The sequence below is a fragment of the Demequina sediminicola genome, from assembly GCF_000975055.1.
GTDB classification, from domain to species: Bacteria; Actinomycetota; Actinomycetes; order Actinomycetales; family Demequinaceae; genus Demequina; species Demequina sediminicola.
The window spans coordinates 482,447-503,177 of sequence record NZ_BBRB01000001.1 but is presented as its reverse complement, the minus strand read 5'-3'; the positions used below and the strand labels follow the sequence as shown (position 1 = coordinate 503,177).

Sequence of the window (20,731 nt, the reverse complement as noted above, 5' to 3'; positions counted from 1 at the left end):
GCCCCGCCCTCCGCCCCCCGCCCCGCCCTCCAATCTGCGCGAAATGGTGCAAAACATGCCAGCCAGGACGTTTTTTGGCAGGTTTCACACCATCTCGGTGGCAAAGAAGGGGTGGCGGGCCAGCGCAGCGGGGTGGCGGTGCCGGTGTGGGCGTGGGCGGGCCGGCGGGCCAGCTAGTGGGGCAGGCCGGTGTCGACGAGCCCGCGGGACACCCGGAGCTTGTGCTGAACCTTGGCGAACACCAGCCGGTCAACCAGCAGGGTGAATGTCAGCACGATCATGATGGTGGCCATCATTTCGGTGAGGTCGCCGGTGGCACGGGAGCGGTCAATCACATCGCCGATGCCGGTGCCGGAGAGCGCACCGGAGAAGATCTCTCCTGCGACGAGGCAGCGGAACGCAATCGACCAACCCAGTTCGAGGCCCGTAAAGATCCCGGGGAGTGCTGCAGGCAACACCACGTGGCGCAGCAATGTCCCGCGGTCTGCGCCGAACGTGCGGCCGGCGCGGACCAGCAGTGGGGGAACGTTCTTCACGGCAGAGCGGGTGCCCAGCATGATGGCGGGCATGGCCCCGATGGACACCACCGCAGCGAGCGACCATGGGGACGTCCCCAGGAGCACCGCCGCCACAGGAATCCACATCGAGGTGGGCATGCCCTGCAGGGCCGCAAGGTAGGGGGAGAGCCCACGGTCAAGGAAGGAGTTGGAGCCCAGCAGAAGGCCCAATGCGACACCTCCCACCGCGGCAATCGCGAAGCAGGTGCCCATGAACAGGGTGATGCGGCCAAAGATGGACCACAGTTCACCGTCTGCAGTCATCCGGCCTAGTTCGGCAGCGGTGTCTGCTGGGCCGGGAAGGGCGTCGGCAAAGATGGCGAACACTGCCCACAAGACCAGGAGAACGATGCCGGTGATGACGATGGGGCCGGCGGTCTTCCACCAGGGCGCTCGGGAGCGTGCTTGGACCGCCTGTGCCGTGGTGTCGACCGTGGCGGAGACGTCAGATGCTGACATAGGAGTCCCCGCCTTCGCGTGGTGTGGTGATGCCGAGCTGATCGGCCTCGTCCAGGAGTCCGCGGACGCGGTGGGCGAGGGCAACGACGCGTTCGGATTCGACCACGCGCGGGCGGTTGAGGGTCACGGGTACATCGCCGATGATCCGGCCGGGTCCTGAGGACAGGACGATGACGCGGTCGCCCAAAGCGATCGCTTCACGCACGTTGTGGGTGACGAAGATGATGGTGGTGTCCGTGTCGGCCCACAGTTGCTGGAGTTCGACGTGGAGGCGGTCGCGGGAGGGTGCGTCGAGTGCGGAGAACGGCTCGTCCATGAGGAGCACCTTGGGCCGCATGGCGAAGGCTCGGGCGAGCGCAGCGCGTTGGCGCATACCGCCGGAGAGCTGATGTGGATGCAAGGCAGCGGCATCAGTCAGTCCGACTTTGTCGAGCCATGTGGCGACTGTGGCGCGCCGCTCGGCTTCAGGGACGCCTGAGTGCTTGAGTCCGAATCCGACGTTGTCTTCGACGGAGAGCCAAGGGAAGAGCGCGTGGTCTTGAAACACCATGACGCGGTCGGGTCCTGGCCCCGAGATGCGCGCACTGTCAACCGTCACAGAGCCGCGCGCGGGCCGTGTGTGGCCTGCGACGAGGTCCAGGAGGGTGGACTTGCCGCACCCCGACGGCCCCACGACGCAGACGAACTGGCCGGGGGCGATGTCGAGGTCGATGCCGTCCAGGGCGAGGCGCGCTTTCGCACGCCCGGGAAACGCCTGGGCGACGTCGGTGATGGTGACGGATGCGCTCATTAGATGGAGATGTAGGTCTCGTCTTCGGTGCCGGGGACCTGGGCTCGTGCAGTGCCCGCGGCGAGGGTGTTGCCATCCTGTGGGTCGACGAGGCAGAACGCGCCGGTGCGGCGGTGTGTTCCGTAGTCTTCGACGGCAAGTGGCTGGGCGAGTTGCAAAGTCACTACGCCGATGTCGTTGAGCTGCAGTTCCTTGCCCTTGGCGATGGAGGTGTCGAGTGTCCCACCGGGGAGGGAGATGTCGAGGATTCCATCGATGGACGTCACCATTGCCTGCACTGTGGCGGCGCCGTGCTGAACGAGGACGCGGTTGCGTTCTCGCAGCGGGCGGTCGGTGAGCCAGGCCACGTGAGCGTGGAACGTCTTGGAGGCGGTGACGGCATCGTTGGCGGAGGACAGGAGGTCTCCGCGCGCGATGTCCACTTCGTCGGCCAATCGCACGGCGATGGACTGTCCTGCGTGGGCTTCGTCGAGGGTGCCGGTGGCGGTGTCGATTCCGGCGATGGTGGTGCGCTTGCCGGAGGGCTGCACGACGACCTCATCGCCGACGCGGATGGTGCCTTCGGCGACCTGTCCCGCATAGCCACGGTATTCGCGGTAGTCCTCGGAGACGGCTGCGTCCTGGGGGCGCAGCACCAGTTGGACGGGCAGGCGCCAGCCGGTCTCTTCTGCCACGGCGTCATCTGCAGTGGGGTGGACCACTCCGTGACGGTGTGCTGCGGCAAAGGCGTCGGCACCTTGGTCGATGGAGGGCACGGTCTCGAGTACTTCGAGGACGGTGGGGCCGTCATACCAGGGGGTGTTCTCGGAGCGCTCGGCAACGTTGTCGCCCTTGAGTGCGGACACGGGAACGGTGATGACGTTGGGCAGACCCAAAGATTCGGCGTGGGACTGCACGTGCTGTGCAATCGACCGGAAGGGGCCTGCCGCATAGTCCAGCAGGTCGATTTTGTTGACGGCTGCGATGACGTGCGGAACTCGCAGAAGTGCCGCGACGGCGAGGTGTCGCTTGGTCTGCTCAACGACTCCGTAGCGGGCGTCGATCAAGACCACCAGGGCATCGGCCGTCGAGGCGCCGGTCACGGTGTTGCGGGTGTACTGCACGTGTCCGGGGCAGTCAGCGAGGATGAAGGTGCGCTTGGGCGTCGAGAAGTAGCGGTACGCCACGTCGATGGTGATGCCCTGTTCACGCTCGGCGCGCAGGCCGTCGGTGAGGAGCGCCAGGTCGACTTCCTCGGAGCCGCGTTCCTTGGATACGCGCTCGACGGCCTCGTAGGCATCGGCGAGGATCGACTTGGTGTCGTGAAGAAGGCGGCCGACGAGGGTGGATTTGCCGTCGTCAACGGAGCCTGCCGTGGCGAAGCGCAGGAGGGAGGTGACGTTCGTGTCGGGGATGGCCGATGCGTCGGTCACGCCGGTGGTCTCGGGTGCAGTACTCATTAAAAGTAGCCCTCCTTCTTGCGGTCTTCCATGGCGGCCTCGGAGAGGCGGTCGTCTGCACGGGTGGCTCCGCGCTCGGTGATGCGCGTGGAAGCCACTTCGGCGATCACGTCTTGAATGGACTGTGCGGGTGATTCGACGGCACCGGTGCAGGATGCGTCTCCGACGGTGCGGTAGCGCACGGTGCGGGTTTCGATGACGTCGGTGTCTGCGACACGGACGCTGTGGTGCGGTGTGAGCCACATGCCATCGCGTGCGAAGACTTCGCGTTCGTGGGCGTAGTACAGCGGGGGAAGTTCAATACCTTCGCGCTCGATGTAACGCCATACGTCAAGCTCCGTCCAGTTGCTCAGTGGGAACACGCGGACGTGTTGGCCGGGCAGGTGGCGGGGGTTGTAGATGTTCCACAGTTCCGGGCGCTGGTTGCGGGGGTCCCAGGCGCCGAACTCGTCGCGCAGGGACACGACGCGTTCCTTGGCGCGGGCCTTTTCTTCATCGCGGCGAGCGCCACCAAAGACCACGTCGTACTTGTGCTGGGTGATGGCATCGAGCAGCGGGACTGTTTGTAGGGGGTTGCGGGTGCCGTCGGGGCGTTCGCGCAGGCGGCCGTCGTCGATGTAGTCCTGGACTTTCGCTACTTGGAGGCGCAGACCGAGCTTCTCTACTGTGCGGTCGCGGAACTCAAGGACTTCCTCGAAGTTGTGGCCGGTGTCGACGTGCAACAGTTCGAAGGGCACCTTGCCGGGCCAGAAGGCCTTGGTGGCCAGGTGCAGCACCACCACGGAGTCCTTGCCGCCAGAGAACAGGAGCACGGGCTTGCGTGCAGTGCCCACGGCTTCGCGGATGATGTGGATTCCCTCTGCCTCAAGCGAATCGAGCGTGCTCAGGCGAGCGGGCGCGTTGGTATCAGTACTCACGTGTGTTGTTGTCCCTTATCCCTTACGAGTGGAGTCCGCACTCGGTTTTGTTCTGTCCAGCCCAGCGGCCCGCACGCGGGTCTTCGCCGGGGGCCACTTTACGCGTGCATGGTTCGCAGCCGATGCTGGGGTAGCCGGCGGCGACGAGCGGGTTACGTGGCAGGTCGTGCTGGTTTTGGTAGTTCTCGACAGCGGCGTCATCCCACAGCGCAAGGGGGTTGATCTTCACGAGGCCGTGCTTGGCATCCCACGAGACCACTGGCATCTCGGAGCGCGTCACGGCATCGACTCGGCGGACGCCGGTGACCCAGGCGTCGTATCCGCTGAGGGCGCGCTTGAGTGGCTCGACTTTGCGGAGTTGGCAGCACAGGTTGGGGTCAGTGGCAAAAAGGTCCTTGCCGTACTTTGCTGTTTGCTGCTCGATGCTGAGTTCTGATTCCGCGTTGACGATCGTGATGGGGAAGCGGCGTGCTGCCTCGTCCCGCGTCTCGATGGTCTCGGCAAAGTGGTAGCCCGTTTCGAGGAACAGCACGTCAACGCCTTCGTGGCGCGTGCCGAACATGTGCGGAAGGATCGTGTCCTGCATCGATGCCGCCACAATGAGGTGGTCACCAAAGGTCGCTACGGCCCAGTCGGCGATGTGGGCGGCCGATGCCGACTCCAGTCGCGCATTGACGTCGGCACAGGTGTCAGCGGTCCACTCGGCAGGGTTGAGCAGCGTGAGTGCGGCGGCACCGGACAGTAGCGGGGAAGTCATTTGATGAGCTCCTCTTCCGCGCGGAACGCCCAGTCAGCGAAGGTTTCGTCTGACGCGTTGCGGTCCGCGAGGTAGTTGCGGGTGACACGCTCGACGTATTCGGGCATGCCCTTCTCTGTGACTTTGTGGCCGCGAATCTTGCGACCGAAGTCGTTGTCCTCGCCGCGTCCGAGACGTCCACCGAGGTGAACCTGGAAGCCGGGGACTTGTTCGCCAGACTCTTCGTCCAGCACGAGTTGGCCCTTGAAGCCGATGTCCGCGATCTGTACGCGGGCGCAGGAGTTGGGGCAGCCGTTGACGTGCACGGTGATGGGGTTGTCGAGGTCGGGGAACACCTCGTCGAGGGTCTTGACCACTTCGCGTGCTGTTTGCTTGGTTTCGACGATGGCGAGCTTGCAGTACTCGATGCCGGTGCAAGCGATCACGTTGCGGTGGAACTCGCCGGGGTCGGATTCGAGTTCAAGTGCGCGCAGTCCGTTGACGACGTCGGATACGCGGTCTTCGGGGATGTCGAGCACGAGGATTTTCTGCAGCGGCGTGAGGCGGATGCGGTCGGAGCCGACGGACTCAGCGATGTCCGCGATCTTCTTGAGCTTGGTGCCGGAGACGCGGCCAGCGACGGGTGCGACGCCGACGTAGTAGTTGCCGTCCTTTTGCTGGTGAATACCTACGTGGTCGCCGCGGTCACCGGGCTTGGCAATTTTGGGCTCGGGGCCTTCGGGCAGGGCGTAACCCAGGTAGTCGTCTTGAAGCACCTGGAGGAACTTTTCTGGGCCCCATGCCTTGAGGAGGAACTTCAGGCGGGCACGGGTGCGTAGGCGGCGGTAGCCGTGGTCACGGAAGATTCCTGCGACGCCTGCCCACACTTCGGCGGCCTGCTCGGGCTTGACGAAGACGCCAAGGCGTTTGCCGAGGAACGGGTTGACGGAGAGACCGCCACCCACCCACAGGTCGTAGCCGATGCCGAGTTCGGGGTGCTCGACGGCGCAAAAGGCGATGTCTTGAACCTCGTGCAGGATGTCGGGGATCGGCTGCCCGGTGAACGCGGTCTTGAACTTGCGCGGCAGGTTCGAGAACTCGGGAGAGCCGATGTACTTGTCCATGATTTCGCGCATCTGCGGCGTGGGGTCAATCAGCTCGTCGTCAGAGACGCCGGCCACGGGGGAGCCGAGGATGACGCGGGGGACGTCGCCGCAAGCCTCGGTGCACAGGAGGCCTACTTCTTCGACGCGGCGGAAGATCTCGGGGACGTTCTCGATAGCAATCCAGTGCAGCTGGATGTTTTGGCGGTCGGAGACGTCGGCGGTGTCGCGGCCAAACTCCTCGGACAATGCGCCGATCTCGCGCGCCTGTGCTGCGGAGAGTTGTCCGCCGTCGGAGCGGATGCGCAGCATGAAGTATTCGTCGTCGAGCTGGTGCGGCTCAAGAATCGCGGTCTTACCGCCGTCGATGCCTTGGCGGCGCTGGGTGTAGAGGCCCCACCAGCGGAAGCGGCCGCGTAGGTCGCCCGGAGGGATCGACCAGAAGCCCCACTTGGAGTACATCGACTCGATGCGCTCGCGCACCAGGAGAGGGTCACCGGTGGACTTCATCTCCTCGTTGGGGTTCAACGGGGTGCGGTCGCCCGCAGCCCACTGACCGTCTTTGGAGGCCGTGTTCTTGCGCGCAGCAGCCTCACGGGTACGGATCTTGCGGGCTTCTTCGCGGTGACGGCGGCGCTCTTCAGCTTCCGTCTGTGCGGCGGTGGTGCCTTGACTAGCGGCATCGGTGTTGGTCACCGAGACTCCTCGACTCTTGTTCTTCGCTGATGGTTCTTTACTGATCAGTGGAAGCAAGGCCACGAGAGCGTGTCTGGTTCGCGCTCGTAGGCCGAGCGCCCAGGGTTACTTTGCGTATCCGCGGGCGACTAGGCCTGCAGACACATGGCACAGCAGCAACGGCACATCATGAAAGCGCGCATTGCAAAGTGCTGGGACATGGCTGTGATTGTGCCACATTCAGGAACCACTGACTAGCCCCGATCTTTCGTAGACTTGATAATGGAGTGTCACGGTGGCGACCGAAGCGTGACCACGACTTGGAGGCCCCTGGGTGAGCAGTGAGGTGGACGACGCGCACTTTGCCGTCGCAGAGTTTTTGCAGCGCCTTGACCGGATATTCGCCACTGATGCTGGGCCGGATGTGGCGCGTGCGCACATTGAGTCCGGAGTGACGCGTGCCCAGGCCCTTGGAGACCGGCCCGCTCTGCTGACGTTGCACAACGAGGCGGCAGGTTTTTACCGGTCGATTGGCGCGCACGACGAGGCGCTCGCGGCCGGCCGGGCAGCGCTGGGTCTCATCGATGCGCTGGAGCTGGAGGGCTCTGAGGCGGAGGCCACGACGTTGATCAACATGGCGACCGCACAACGCGCCGCAGGGCATACGGCCGATGCTCGCGAGACGTATCGCTCGGCCCTCGCGGTTGGGCAGCGGGTTTTTGGTCCGAGTGACCGGCGCGTTGCGGCGCTCCACAACAACGTGTCGCTCGCGCTTGCGGACGATGGTGAACTCGCCGCCGCTGTGGTGGAACAGGAGAAGGCGCTCGCAGTCCTTCAGGAGGCCGCAGATGATCCTCACCGTGACCTCGATATCGCGATCACCCGCACCAACTTGGCGCATGCGTGCGAGGCTGCCGGTGACGCTGAGGCTGCGCTGACCCACGCGGATGTGGCGCTTGAAATTTTCGAGGCGGCCGATGCCGAGGATGATCCGCGCTTTGCCGCGGTGATCGCTGCGCGCGCATCCATGGCGTTACGCCAGGGGGACGCCGAGAGTGCCGTGCGTGATCTACAGCGGGCCCGTGACATGGTGCACCGCACCTATGGCGAGGACTCCGAGGCCTACCGCGTGACGGCCGCGAACCTCACTGAGGCCACCGCCATCCGTGACGCGCTAGGCGCGAATGGTTCGGGTCCACGGGCCACCTCACAACCGCCCACGCAGCGTTCACCAGCATCGTCCGCCCCGCCGCGCGGTACCTCTACGAGCCCGTTGTCTCCCCCAGAAGCCGAACGCGCTGCTGCCGCCACCCCTCACACGAGCCACGGCACGGCACCCGTGTCGGCATCGGCCGTCCATACCCCTGGCCTTGAACTTGCCCGCCGCTACTGGGAAGCGCACGGCAAGCCGATGCTCGAAGAGCGCTATCCCTCGCACGTGGGACGCATCGCGGCGGGGCTGGTGGGGCATGGCTCTGAGTGTTACGGGTTTGATGATGCCCTGAGTGCTGACCACGACTTTGGTGTGGGGTTCTGCCTGTGGCTCACCGCTGAGGACTACATGCTGATCGGTTCTGATCTGCAGGCGGACTACGAATCCCTGCCGCAAGAGTTCCTTGGCTACCGAGTGCGGCCCGCGCTTGCGGCACACGGGCAGCAACGCTCGGGAGTGTTTGAGATCGGGGACTTCTTTGAGTCCATCACCGGCTTACGCGAGGCCCCTCACGCCGACGAACCCCACCTGTGGCTCACGCTTGAAGAGTCCACGCTCGCCGCCGCGACCAACGGCGAGGTTTTTGCCGACCCGCACGGTGCGTTTGGTGCTGCTCGCTCTGGTTTCCAGAGGATGCCGCGCGACGTGTGGCTCGCCCACATTTCGCGCCGCGCCGGCATGGTGTCCCAGGCGGGCCAATACAACGTGCCACGGATGCTCGAGCGTGACGATCCGCAAGCAGCCTGGATGAGCGTGAGTGAGTTTGTCTCCGCGGCGTCGTCGTTGGTCTACCTGCTCAACCGTCCCGCCCAAGTGGGGTACCTGCCGTACTACAAGTGGCGGGCCGCGGCACTGCGCGAACTGACGCGACGCCCGTTGGCGCGTCTAGGCGGCATCGTCGATGACCTGGGCGCCATCATGGAGTTGAGCGGCGGTCTCGCCCACGATCCGGAATCGCGCGCGGCGTTGGTCGAACGCGTCGATGCCGTGTGTGCCACGTTCGCCGAGGAGTTGCGTACCCAAGGGCTGTCGGGTTCCGACAGCACGTTCCTGGAACACCACCGCGAGGAGATCCAATTGCGAATCAACGATGCTTGGTTGAGGCAACAGTGAGCGGCGCCATGGATCGGGCGGCGATGGTGGCAAAGCTGGACGCTGCCGAGGCGATCGTGAAACACGAGTTCACTCAGTTCGATCAGGTGAACTCCGAGGGCGGTCGCGCCTACTGCCAAGACGATTGGCCCACGTTTCATTCTCAGCGCCTCGGGCAGTTCCTCACCTGGCCCGCGGAACTGCTGCACTCCTACGCCGCGGACCTGGATGCCGCCGACGATTCCGGACGCAACCTGCTCACCGAGAAGTACGCGCGCATGATGGCGTCCACAGAGCCGGAACGCTATGCCTCCGAGATCGAACCGCATCTGCCCACATTGAGTGAGGAGCGCATTGCCGCCCAAGAGCGCATCATCGCCACACAGGTGCAGTGGGCTCAGGACTTCCATCACGAGTATCCGCGGCTCGGAGCCAACATGAGGCTCCTGCACACCGCGGATGACACGCTCGACGACACGTCGTTCGAAACCTATCTGCGCGGGGAACTTGGCACGTACTCGTCCGCGACGCTCGAGCTCTACGCCGCAATGATCGACGACTGCCTGGCACGGGGCTCAAATCTGACCGCTCAGACAGTCTCCATCACGGTGGGACTGGCCGGATATCAGTCACTCGATGATGCCGAATCGGACCAGTCCAACTAGCGATACCTGAGACAACGGCGAATTCTGCTTGACGAGGGTGTCTATAATCGTGGCCATTGCGACCGGGAGCGTCCCTGGCTCGCCATCCCCATCCCCCAAGGATTGTGATTCGCCGTGACTACGGAACGCCCATTGCGTGTTGCCGTCGTAGGAGCCGGGCCTGCCGGAACCTACGCCAGCGACATTTTGACCAAGTCCGACATCGACGTGTCGATCGACATCATCGAGCGCCTGCCTGCACCGTTTGGCCTGGTACGTTACGGAGTTGCGCCGGACCACCCGCGCATCAAGCAGATCATCGTGGCGCTCGCGAACGTGCTGGGACGCGGTGACATCCGCCTGCTCGCCAACGTCAACATCGGCACCGACCTGACCCTCGATGACCTGCGCGAGCACTACGACGCTGTCATCTTCGCCACCGGTTCGTTCGAGGACGCCGACCTCAACATTCCAGGCATCGAGCTCGATGGATCGTACGGCGCTGCAGACTTTGTGTCCTGGTTTGATGGCCACCCTGACGTGCCTCGCACCTGGCCGCTCGAAGCCAAGGAGATCGCCATCTTCGGCGTCGGCAACGTGGCCCTTGACGTGGCGCGCATCCTGGCCAAGCACCCCAAGGATCTAGCGTCGACCGAGATTCCGGCAAACGTCATGGAGATCCTTGAGACCTCTCCCGTGACCGACGTCCACGTGTTTGGTCGCCGCGGACCCGCACAGGTGAAGTTTTCTCCCCTCGAGCTGCGCGAACTCGGCCACGTGCCTGACGTAGACATCGTCGTGTACCCCGAGACGGACTACGAGTTCGACGAAGCTTCAATGGAGGTCGCCGAGACCAACAAGCAGCAGAAGCAGGTCGTCAAGACCCTGACGGACTACGCGCTTCGTGAGCCAGGCACGGCATCGCGCCGCATCCACCTGCACTTCATGCAGTCGCCTCACGAGGTCCTGGGTGAAGACGGCAAGGTCACTGGCGTGCGTGTCGAGCGCACCGAGTTCAACGGTGATGGCACAGTCAAGGGCTCCGGTGAGTTCATCGACTACCCGGTTCAGGCCGTGTACCGCGCGGTGGGCTACTACGGCACTCCGATTGACGGCCTGCCTTTCAACGACGCCAAGGGCACCATCAACAACGAGGGTGGCCGCGTCATGGACGCCGATGGCAACCAGGTTCACGGCATGTACACCACGGGATGGATCAAGCGTGGACCTGTGGGCCTCATCGGCCACACCAAGTCCGATGCCCAGGAGACCATCGCGAACATCGTCGAGGACGCTGACGCGCTGTACGAGAACTCCTCTGCGGGTGCCGAGCAGCGCAGCCCTGACAACGTGATGCACCTGCTCAAGGAGCGCGGCGTCGATGTCATTGAGTGGAATGACTGGGAAGTTCTCGACGCTCACGAGCGTGCCCTCGGTGAAGCAGACGGCCGCGAACGACTCAAGATTGTCCCGCGCGACGAGATGATCGATATCGCTCTCAAGCGCGACGCCTAACCCCACCCTTCTTTCCCCGCCAAATGGCTCCATTTCGCTGTTAAGCGGGCGCAAAACCGGCAGAAACTTCCACTAGGAAGCGTCTGCCGGTTTTTTGCATCCCGGTGGTCGGGGACACGAGGTGTTCTTGGGGTGCATTCCTTCAGCGAAAATAGGTGGGGAACGCGCGCGCCTCACCGCGCGTTCTTTCTAGGCACATAGCGACACGGAGGGCACTGGTGGCAGGCAAGTACTTCAACGGCGTTAAGACCATGGGTCTGTTCGTGTTGATGTGGATGGTGCTCTTAGGTATTGGCTCCTTTGTAGGTGGCGGAAAGTACCTCTGGGCGTTTGCGCTCTTTGGAGTTTTCGGTACGTTCTACGGCTACTGGAATTCCGACAAACTCGCGATCCGCGCCATGCAAGCGCGCCCCGTCACCGAGGTCGAACACCCGCAGATGTATCGCATCGTCCGCGAACTGTCAGCCGAAGCAAACCAGCCGATGCCCCGGCTCTATGTCTCCCCGACCCAAGCTCCCAACGCATTCGCAACCGGGCGCAACCCCAAGAACGCGGCCGTGTGTTGTACCGAGGGAATCTTGCGGCTCCTCGACGAGCGGGAACTCCGTGGGGTGCTTGGCCACGAACTCATGCACGTCTACAACCGCGACATTCTCATCGGCTCCGTTGCCGCTGCTTTTGCGGGAATGATCACCGCGCTCGCCCAGATGCTGTTCTTTTTTGGCGGCGGCGGAAACAACCGTGACAATCCGTTTGGCCCCTTCGCGATGCTGGCCATGCTGTTCCTTGCGCCCATCGCGGCAACCCTGATCCGGATGGCGATTTCCCGCACCCGCGAATACGACGCCGATGAAGACGGGGCTTCGCTGACGGGTGACCCGTTGGCCCTCGCATCGGCCCTGCGCAAACTCGAGAGCGGAGTGGCGTCACGTCCGCTACCGGCCGACCCCAAGCTGGAAAACGTGTCACACATGATGATCGCGAACCCGTTCAAGCCTGAAGGCATGGCAAACCTGTTCGCGACCCACCCGCCCATGGATCAGCGCATCGGCCGGCTCGAAGAGATGGCGCGTCAGAACGGGCAGTACTTCTAGGCAGTCGAGGCGGGCGTGGTGGTGCCCACCAGGGACGGGGCCGCTCCAGCGCCGGCGCAATGCGAATGTGATGGTGACTAGGGAAAGTCCTCGTTGAAGTGCGTCCACCACGGGGCCACTGTTGTACGTGTGACGAACAGGAGCGGAGCGGACAAGAAGCGGAGGGGCGCTGCGTTGCGACGTGGCGCGTCTGCTTCGCTACCCGTCGGCGGTAGTCGCCCACTCGTCTCGTGCACAAGCGGTACCTGCCGCTGAGGGCGATGTCATGTGCGGTATCGCGACGATGGGGCTCCACCCGTGGGGCCATCGTGGCGAACTGCATGGCCTGACATCGATTGGCTGGTGACCGGCGCACGAGACGGGTCGGAGGCGACTACCGCACGTCCGTCATGGTCGGCGTCATTGCCCGCGTCATGGTCGGGCGATGGCGGCAATCTCGGTCCGGCGGTTCACCCCAAGAGTGCGGTACGCCTTTGAAATGTGAAACTCGACTGTCTTTTCTGAGAGCCGCAACGTCCGCGAGATCTCTCGGTTGGTGAGCCCGTTGGCGACATGACACACCACGTCTTTACCTTTGTGGGTGAGTGCGCGCTGTGCGACGCCCCAGTCGGTGATGGCTTCTTGGGCTAGGACGTGGGCCTGGTGGGCGAAACCTGTGGCGCCGAGTTGGTCGAAGACCGTTGCGGCTTGCGTGGCGAGGGCGCGGGCGGCGTCGGGGTCCTCGGCACGTTGGAGGTAGCTGAGCGCAAGTTCTGTGCGGGCTACGCAGAAGGCCGATGCTTGGGAGCGGTGTTCGTCGATGGCTTGCGTGAGCGCGCGGACGCTGCGCTGGTTGGGATGACACGCTGCGCAGGCACGTTGCCATGCCAGAGCAAAGCCGGACGGGGGCGGAGGGAAGGCCGATGCTCGGTCCGAGTAGGACTTGGTGAGGTCCTGCGCGGCGTCGATCTGACCGGCGTAGGCAAGGGCTTCGATGAGCTCAGGGCGCCACCAGATCAGTCCGTCGTGGGTGACAGTGTCGTTCATGAGTGCGTGTGCGCGCCACAGGTGTACTGTCGCGTCGTCGAACCGGAGGTGGCTGGCAGCGGCCATTCCGAGCCCGTGTTGACGTAGTGCAGACCACAAACTTGGGGAGTCGTCGTGGCCGGCCGAGGGGTCAGCCCGGTCCTCTCGGAGCGCGCCGGCTCTTTCCGCAACGATGCGCAGGACGACGGATCGCTCATTCTCGAGTTGGAACTGGGTGAGGGCGTCGCGCACTACGCTCTCGCTCTCTTCCCATTCGCCGCGCCGCCAGAGTGTTTCGGCGAGCCATCCGGTGGTGCTGAGACGTAGCCCGTGCCAACCGTTCTTGCCCTCCACCTCGGCCGCGAGCCGTAGCAACTTCTCGGCATCGTCCCATTGCTCGTCTGCTAGTGCCGCGATGCCCCAATGCATGGCGGCGCGCGTGGGGGCAGAGTCGACGCTTCTGACATCGGGAACCGACTGGGATGCGTTCATGAGCGCAATGATGGCCGGGGCGGACGCGTGAACGAGGGGACCCTGGTGAAGGTCGCCGCCCGCGAGGAAGCGGGCATATCGAACACAGGCGGTCAAGAACCTCAGTTGTGGGCTGTCTGCGGCGACTGCTCCTGAGTCCACCAGCGTCACTGCCAAGCGCTCCATGGCGTCCGTGTCTTCAACAATTCCTGGCATGCATCCCGTGATGCCGATGACGACGCAGTTGACCGCTGCGGCGGCGCGTTCTGGCGCAGTGGCGGTGACGTCATCGCGTACGAGGCGAAGTTCGTCTCGCTGTTCAGGGGAAAGCGCCAGTTTGACCGATGCGCCTGCGCTGAGAACTGGGTCGCTGACGCCTGATTCGTGTTGCCGTAGTGCGAGCCAGCGGTCAACACCGCCGGGCCTTCCGGCGAGCCCCGCGAGAACCGCGAGTTCGCGTAGCCGTGCCCACCGTGTTGGCCCTGTACTGGTGAGTCCGGTGGCTGCAACGAGGAGCCGTTCTGCAGTCATGGTGTCTTGGTGGGCGAGTGCGTCGCGGGAGGCGGCGCTGAGGTGGTCTGCGAGGTCGCTGTCGGCCGCGATGCTTGCCGCTGCGCGATGCATCAAGGAGGTGGGGGAGTCGTCAACGTCAAGTTCTGCATGCCAGCGGCGGCGAGTCTCGGGATCAGCTATTTCGATGAGTGCGTGGTCAGTCCAGACGGCCGATGCTCCGACAAGTTCCGCACCTGCCGCGCCAGCCGTGGGGAAAGCGAAGCACGCTTGCACGGCTTGCCGTCCGCGCTGGTGGTAGCTGTCCGGGTCGGGGGCGTCCGAGCTGGTGGTGTCGATGTCCCGCCGCACGGCCTGCAGGTGGGCGTCGGTCATCGGTAGCGGGATGGGTAGCAGGTCCGTACCGCGCCGCTGGGAGGTGGTGAGAAGCGTGGCGCATCCGAGTGCGACGCTTGGGTTGCCATTGCTGGTGAGAGCGATGGTCTCTGCCACTTGGGGTGCGAATCCGTAGGTATCGACGAGCAGTGCGCGCAGGTCCGATGCTGGCACGTCCGGGAGGTCGACCTGAGTGCCTGGCCAGTGGTCGACGGGGTGGTGGGACGAGGCGATGACGCGGGGTCCGTTGGGATTGGCGGCGACTGCCACTGCGACCGCCTGCGAGTCCGTGTCGAGGTCGCTGAGGCAGTCGATCATCCATGGCACACGGCTGCTGTCGCTTGCCAGAACACGACACAATGCTTCGGCGACGGCTTCCGGCTCGTGGCTGTCGCCGCGCGTGAAACTCGCGAGCAATGCGCGGGCGTCCGGGGCGGCGGCACGCAGGTCTTCTGAGCGGCGTCCCAGGAGCCGCGCCCACGCCGCGCGGGGTGGATCGTCAGGGTGAACATCGATGCACCATGGCGTGGGGTCCAGCCGTGCGGACACAGCGGAGAGCCATGTGGTGACGCCGTGCGTGGGAGGGGCGATGATGAGTGTCGACTCTGCGGACGCGCTCACCGATTCGGCAAGTGCCTCGCGTTGTGGCGTCAGCGAACTCATCGGCGACCTTTACCGTTGTCTGGCCTGGTAGTGACCCCTTCGTGCATCGGACCCTTCCATCCTGGCACAGGCGATCCCCCGCGGCCGAGGTAAGCGTCCGGGATGCTCCACGCTTGCGCATGGAATCTGTAGCCCAGCCAGCCCGTTCACCAGGTAGGTGAAATTCGCCACGAGAGGAGATCCCGCATGAGTACAACAGTTGCACGGCACGTCATCGATGCCCTCGCAGATCACGGTGTCACGCAGATCTGGGGAGTGGTCGGGGACGCCCTCAACCCGTTCACTGATTCCATTCGTACCGAGGACCGGGTTGAGTGGGTCGGTGTCCGTCACGAGGAGGTGGGTGCTTTTGCCGCAGCGGCGCAGGCCCAATTGACTGGCCGCATTGGGGTGGTCATGGGCACTGTGGGACCTGGGTCGCTCCATCTCATCAACGGCTTGTACGACGCAAAGAAGTCTCATGCGCCCGTGCTCGCGATCTGCGGGCAGGTCCCCACCGAAGAGATTGGCACTGACTACTTCCAAGAAGTGCACAACGACCGAGTCTTCGACGACGTCGCCGTATGGAATCAGACCCTCACGTCCCCGGATCAGTTGCCCCAGATGCTCGTGCAAGGCGTGAACGCGGCCTACGCCCAACGCGGTGTGGCGGTACTCACGGTGCCTGGCAACGTCGGAGAACTTGAACTTCCCAAGGGAACGCGACCTGCCGCGTTCGCCGCCGAGCCTGCCGCTACGCAACCCAGCGAGGAAGCGCTCGCTGCTGCGGCATCGGCCCTCGACAATGCCAAGAAAGTGACGATGCTGGTGGGCCGCGGAGCGGAGCACAGCCGGAACGATGCCCTCGCCGTCGCTGAACGTCTGGCCGCACCCATGGTCGTGACGCTCAAAGGAAAGACCGGCTTCGATGGAGACAACCGCTTCAACGTGGGGCAGGCTGGACTCCTCGGAAACCCCGCAGCGGCAGATGCCCTCAAGGACTGCGATGTCCTGCTGATGGTCGGCACGGATTTCCCGTACCGCGACTTCTATCCGGCCGATGCCACGGTCATTCAAATCGACCAAGCCGCCACCCACATCGGGCGCCGGGTAGGTGTTGACGTGGCCGTCGCCGGGGATGCAGGCGAGGCACTGCGAGAGCTCTTGCCGCGCCTCGCGGCGCATGACGACACGGGCTTTCTCGACAAGACTCGCTCGACCTATGACGACTGGCGCGAACGGCAAGACAACATTGCTGACCCCGATTACGAGGATTCAGGTGTGGTCGCTAAGGTGCGTTCCGCGCTGGAAAACCCCGACGACCGCATCCGGCCTGAGGTGCTCGCGGCTGCCGTCGACCGTCACGCACCCGACAACACGATCTTCACGTCAGACACGGGAATGTCCACCACCTGGGCGGCGCGCTTCATCGAGATGCGGGGAGAGCGCGAACTCCTGGGTTCCTTCAACCTCGGTTCCATGGCCAACGCGATGCCACAAGCCTTGGGTGCTCAGGCATTGGACCGCGAGCGCCCAGTGGTGTCGCTGTCGGGTGACGGTGGGCTCATGATGCTGCTTGGTGACCTGAGGACCGCAGTGAGCTATCGCCTCCCCGTGGTCGTCGTGGTGTTCGACAACGCTTCGCTGGGGATGGTGCAACTCGAACAGCAAGAGGGTGGGATCGCGTCCTACGGCACCACCTTGGACAACCCTGACTTCGCAGCTGTTGCAGCCGCGCTGGGGCTCCACAGCCGCCGCGTCGAGGATGCCGACGACCTCGACGGCGCCCTGGAATGGGCGTTCGCACAAGACGGACCTGTAGTGCTTGACGTCGTCACCAACCCCAACGAAGTTGCTGTGCCGCCCCATCCCAAGGTGTCGCAGGCATGGGGGTATGCGGTGGCCAAGGTCACGGAAGCCGTGGAGAGCCGCTAACCGCAACTCACAGTGGCATCAGGAGTTCGGTCGCGAGTACCACGAGCGCAAGGACCGTCTCTATGGCGCCAATGACGGGTGCCTTCATGCGGGCGCGCCGCGGTAGCCACACCGCTCGGACCAGCAGCAGACCGAACGGGATCGCCAACCACGGTTGCCAGATGGTGCAGCCCGCCACGGCGACGGCGTGATAGCCCACCGAGACTCGATAGTGCACGACGGATCCATGCTCGCGAATCATGGACTTCACATAGACGACCGTGCCCGCCAAGTACACCCACGTGACCACCGCGAGGGGAAGGCCCACCCGCCACTCGAGCCCCGCAGTCACGGGGACAATGAGCGCCATCTGGGAGGCCATCGTGACCGAGGCAATCCCATTGATGGTCGAACGTTCCTGGCCCATTCGAGTCAGCACAATGTTGACGCCCACCAGCACGGCAAACACCGGCACGAACCACAACACGGCGGGACGTGCGAACGCCACAGGAATCAGTGACGCCGCGCATACCGCGCCAAAGGTGAGAATTTGGCGTTGGACCCGCGACCATCGGCCGGTCTTCACCCACACCAAGAAATGGTGGCTCGCCAGCCAGCCCGTCAGCCAGCCCACGAGGAGCGGAATCTGCCACCAGTCAGTGCCGAAGCGGAGGCCCGCCAAAAATGGCAGGAGCAACATGGCCCACACCCCATGCTGGGGCGGGATCCACGAACGTAGTGAGCGGCGCTTGCGTCGGGGACGTTCCGCAGGAGCTCCGCTGACAACAGCGGAGCGAGCCATCAGCGCATGTTCACAAACTGCAGGTCAACGTCGACGTCCGCCCCCTTGAGGAGCTGGATGGTCTTCTGCAGATCGTCACGGGACTTCGACGAGACGCGCAACTCATCACCCTGAATCTGCGACTTCACAGACTTTGGGCCCTCGTCACGGATGATCTTGCCCAACTTCTTGGCCGTCTCCTGGTTGATGCCTTCCTTGAGGTCAGCAACAAGGCGGAACTCCTTGCCAGACGCCACCGGGTCGCCATAGTCGAGCGACTTCATCGAGATCCCGCGCTTTGCCAGCTTGCCGATGAGCACATCCAGGATCGCCTTCACGCGCTCCGCGGAGTTCGCTTTCATGAGGATCGCGTCGCCACTGGGCTCAATGGAGGCGCCCACATCACGGAAGTCGTAGCGCTGATTGATCTCCTTGTATGCCTGGTTGACGGCGTTGTCGACCTCCTGGCGGTCAATCTTGGAAACGACGTCGAAGCTGCTGTCACCTGCCATGGTGTCCTCCTGCACTCGTGCGAATGTGGACCCTCAAGACGAACTCCGTGGCCATGCGCCAAGGCGAGTTCGCGCTGGGGGCTATTTACTTGCTATCCTTCCATGCGCGCCGGGTTGCAGTTGAACCAGGAGCACGGCAGGTTGCCCGAGCGGCCAAAGGGAGCTGACTGTAAATCAGCCGTCACTGACTTCGGGGGTTCGAATCCCTCACCTGCCACACAACGCGAAAGGCCCGGCCCAGTGCCGGGCCTTTCGCATTCCCCGTGCATAGGCGCCCTCGATCACTCACCGGCGGACGCGTGGGGCGTTACCGTCCCGCCGTCCCTGCGTGGATCGCTGCCGGTGTACCGTCCCTGACCTTCGAAGGCCGCGCCACCCGCGTCGCCACGCTGCGTCCTTGGTCGGGCCCGTCGCGCACAAGTCAGGGACGGTACGGGTCGCTGAGTGCCAGTGTTCGGTCGTAGTGCGGGCTTTGTCACACGAGCGTGAACTTGCATGGGGTGCTCCCATAGAGTGCGGTCAAGTCGCACGCTGAGGGAGCGTGACCACGCTGAGGGAGCGCAATGACGAACAGCGGCAACGCCGCGCCCGGACCACACGTCACGGGCCCCGAAACAACGTCTCTTGAGACCGACGGCGCTACTCGCCGATGGTTCACCACATGGCCCGTCATCGTCATCGGATTCATGCTGTGTCTCATCCCCGGGGTGGTGTTGCTGTGGATGCGACGGGGACCTCGTGTGATCGTGAAACTGGGTGTAACGGCGCTCGTTGTGCTGATCTTCATTGGGATCGGGGCCGCCGGCGGTAGCGCCGATTCCGAGCACGTTGCCGCGCAAGCGTCCACATCACCCACACCCAGCGCCAGCACCTCGGCTCCCACTCCTACCCCCACGCCAACCCCTACTCCCACTCCTACCCCCACGCCAACCCCGAGCCCCACGGAGACGCTTGCTGCTGGAACTGCCGCCGCGGCCCTGGCGGCACTCGACATCAAGCCGGAACAGGCCACTACCCCCTATGAGCGCGAGGCCTTCGGCAACGGCTGGGTGGATGTTGATCGCAACGGCTGCGATACGCGCAACGACATGCTGATTGTGCGTCTCGAGGAGCGTGACATGAACGGCTCGTGCACCGTGCTCTCCGGCAGGCTTGCAGACCCGTTTACGGGGGTGTCGATTTGGTTTGAACGTGGCGGTGCTTCGGAGGTTGATATTGATCACCTGGTGGCGTTGTCGGCGGCGTGGGTGACGGGTGCGTCGGAGTGGGATTACTCGACCCGTGTGGCGTTCGCCAACGACCCGCTTAACCTCGAACCTGTGGACGCGGGGGAGAACCGTTCGAAGGGCGATGACGACGCCTCTGAGTGGCTGCCACCGCACAGCGAGTTCCACTGTCAGTACGTGGCCCGCCAGGTTGCCATCAAGACCAAATATGCACTCTGGGTCACCTCCACCGAGCACGGCGCCATGACGCGCGTGTTAGAGACCTGCCCCGACGAGCCGTTGCCTGACGCGGGTGCCACGATTGATGTAGACATCGAGGAACCGGCGGCGAAGCCTGCTCCCAAAGAGACTGCCGAGACCGGCAAGAGCGAGCCGAACACCCCTTCCGGCGATGTCGATCCTGACTACGGGGCCTGTTACAAAGTTCCCGCCGGCAAGGGCCCCTATGTGAAGGGCATTGACCCCGAATACGAGTTCTATCAGGACCGTGACGGCGACGGGACCGTCTGCGAGTAGTGCAGCACAGGCTCTTTGGCCGCCCAGGAGGCGCGCGCATCCAGGACTCGCTGGTTGGTGGAGCCGCGGAACGCTAGCGAGAGGTCACGCAACTCGTCCTCGTAGCGCCCGTCGATGAGGACGTCGAGCTCGCTGAGGAGTTCGAGTTTGTCATCGGAGTCCTCGAGGAGTTCCTCGTACGTGTAGCCGGTCCATGCCCACAGGTCGCGCTCGCGGCCAAACTCTGCGCGCATGCGCCGCACTACGGAGAGCGCCACTTGGGTGTTGAGGAATGGTTCCCCGCCCAGGAGTGAGAGACCCTGTACGGCGGGGTGTGCCAGGTCTTCCATGATGCGGTCTTCTAGTTCGGTCGTGAATGGTTGGCCGAGTTTGAAGGACCAGGCGGCCTCGTTGTAGCAGCCCACACATTTGAACAGGCAGCCAGAGACGTAGAGGGAACACCGCACGCCCTCGCCGTCCACAAAGCTAAACGGCTTGTAGTCCGCAACGTAGGAGTGCGAGACCTTTTCTGCCTTCCACAGGCGCGGGATGGGGTCGAGGCCCAT

The 20,731-nt window shown here is 64.1% G+C and carries 16 protein-coding genes and 1 tRNA gene; 7 read left to right on the top strand and 10 right to left on the bottom strand.

Going from position 1 to position 20,731, the window contains the following annotated elements:
* Positions 1-173 precede the first annotated feature (173 nt).
* From AOP79_RS02370 to AOP79_RS02345, 6 genes are read right to left on the bottom strand one after another with little or no spacing between them, the layout of a single operon-like run.
* Positions 174-1,016, bottom strand: coding sequence for an ABC transporter permease (locus AOP79_RS02370; RefSeq protein ID WP_062070056.1), 843 nt, complete (start codon positions 1,014-1,016; stop codon positions 174-176).
* Positions 1,003-1,806 (bottom strand): ABC transporter ATP-binding protein, encoded by an 804-nt coding sequence (locus AOP79_RS02365; protein ID WP_062070054.1) that lies wholly within the window; start codon positions 1,804-1,806, stop codon positions 1,003-1,005. The genes AOP79_RS02370 and AOP79_RS02365 overlap by 14 nt, the downstream gene beginning before the upstream one ends.
* Positions 1,806-3,245: a sulfate adenylyltransferase subunit 1 gene (locus AOP79_RS02360; RefSeq protein WP_062070052.1), complete on the bottom strand. Its 1,440-nt coding sequence runs from the start codon at positions 3,243-3,245 to the stop codon at positions 1,806-1,808. The genes AOP79_RS02365 and AOP79_RS02360 overlap by 1 nt, the downstream gene beginning before the upstream one ends.
* Entirely contained in the window at positions 3,245-4,162 is a 918-nt protein-coding gene (gene cysD, locus AOP79_RS02355) for a sulfate adenylyltransferase subunit CysD (RefSeq protein ID WP_062070050.1), read from the bottom strand. Before cysD ends, AOP79_RS02360 begins: the two co-directional genes overlap by 1 nt.
* Before the next feature lie 22 nt (positions 4,163-4,184).
* On the bottom strand, positions 4,185-4,919 hold the full coding sequence (locus AOP79_RS02350) for a phosphoadenylyl-sulfate reductase (protein WP_082093285.1): 735 nt from the start codon (positions 4,917-4,919) through the stop codon (positions 4,185-4,187).
* Positions 4,916-6,607 (bottom strand): nitrite/sulfite reductase, encoded by a 1,692-nt coding sequence (locus AOP79_RS02345; RefSeq protein ID WP_062071015.1) that lies wholly within the window; start codon positions 6,605-6,607, stop codon positions 4,916-4,918. Before AOP79_RS02345 ends, AOP79_RS02350 begins: the two co-directional genes overlap by 4 nt.
* A gap of 403 nt (positions 6,608-7,010) precedes the next feature.
* Here AOP79_RS02345 and AOP79_RS02340 point away from each other — a divergent pair, with 403 nt between their 5' ends.
* The 4 genes from AOP79_RS02340 to htpX all read left to right on the top strand — a co-directional run bounded on the left by AOP79_RS02340 (position 7,011) and on the right by htpX (position 12,234).
* Positions 7,011-9,002: a DUF4037 domain-containing protein gene (locus tag AOP79_RS02340; protein ID WP_062070048.1), complete on the top strand. Its 1,992-nt coding sequence runs from the start codon at positions 7,011-7,013 to the stop codon at positions 9,000-9,002.
* A gap of 23 nt (positions 9,003-9,025) precedes the next feature.
* On the top strand, positions 9,026-9,646 hold the full coding sequence (locus tag AOP79_RS02335) for a DUF4125 family protein (RefSeq protein ID WP_062070046.1): 621 nt from the start codon (positions 9,026-9,028) through the stop codon (positions 9,644-9,646).
* 114 nt (positions 9,647-9,760) lie between these two features.
* A complete protein-coding gene (locus tag AOP79_RS02330) occupies positions 9,761-11,140 on the top strand; it encodes an FAD-dependent oxidoreductase (RefSeq protein WP_062070045.1) in 1,380 nt (459 codons plus the stop codon).
* Positions 11,141-11,358: 218 nt separating this feature from the next.
* Positions 11,359-12,234, top strand: coding sequence for a zinc metalloprotease HtpX (htpX, locus tag AOP79_RS02325; protein ID WP_439644663.1), 876 nt, complete (start codon positions 11,359-11,361; stop codon positions 12,232-12,234).
* 411 nt (positions 12,235-12,645) lie between these two features.
* Here the strand turns inward: htpX and AOP79_RS02320 are convergent, their stop codons facing one another.
* Positions 12,646-15,258 carry a helix-turn-helix transcriptional regulator gene (locus tag AOP79_RS02320; protein ID WP_062070042.1) on the bottom strand — a complete coding sequence of 871 codons (2,613 nt, stop codon included), beginning with the start codon at positions 15,256-15,258 and terminating at the stop codon, positions 12,646-12,648.
* Between the two features lie 186 nt (positions 15,259-15,444).
* On the opposite strand from AOP79_RS02320, the gene AOP79_RS02315 reads away from it, so the two are divergent.
* Complete coding sequence (locus tag AOP79_RS02315; protein WP_062070040.1) at positions 15,445-17,172, top strand: thiamine pyrophosphate-dependent enzyme; 1,728 nt, start codon at positions 15,445-15,447, stop codon at positions 17,170-17,172.
* Between the two features lie 7 nt (positions 17,173-17,179).
* Here the strand turns inward: AOP79_RS02315 and AOP79_RS02310 are convergent, their stop codons facing one another.
* Positions 17,180-17,953, bottom strand: coding sequence for a YwiC-like family protein (locus tag AOP79_RS02310; protein ID WP_082093284.1), 774 nt, complete (start codon positions 17,951-17,953; stop codon positions 17,180-17,182).
* Positions 17,953-18,444, bottom strand: coding sequence for a YajQ family cyclic di-GMP-binding protein (locus AOP79_RS02305; protein ID WP_062070036.1), 492 nt, complete (start codon positions 18,442-18,444; stop codon positions 17,953-17,955). Before AOP79_RS02305 ends, AOP79_RS02310 begins: the two co-directional genes overlap by 1 nt.
* Positions 18,445-18,579: 135 nt before the next feature.
* On the opposite strand from AOP79_RS02305, the gene AOP79_RS02300 reads away from it, so the two are divergent.
* Positions 18,580-18,661: transfer RNA gene (locus tag AOP79_RS02300), tRNA-Tyr, on the top strand.
* Positions 18,662-19,007: 346 nt separating this feature from the next.
* The gene (locus tag AOP79_RS02295; RefSeq protein ID WP_062070034.1) at positions 19,008-20,186 is read left to right on the top strand and encodes a GmrSD restriction endonuclease domain-containing protein; all 1,179 of its coding nucleotides are present in this window, start codon (positions 19,008-19,010) and stop codon (positions 20,184-20,186) included.
* On the opposite strand, the gene nrdG is transcribed toward AOP79_RS02295, so the two are convergent.
* Positions 20,150-20,731, bottom strand: a complete 582-nt coding sequence (gene nrdG / locus AOP79_RS02290) for an anaerobic ribonucleoside-triphosphate reductase activating protein (RefSeq protein WP_062070032.1) — start codon at positions 20,729-20,731, stop codon at positions 20,150-20,152. The two genes, AOP79_RS02295 and nrdG, sit on opposite strands and share 37 nt — an antisense overlap.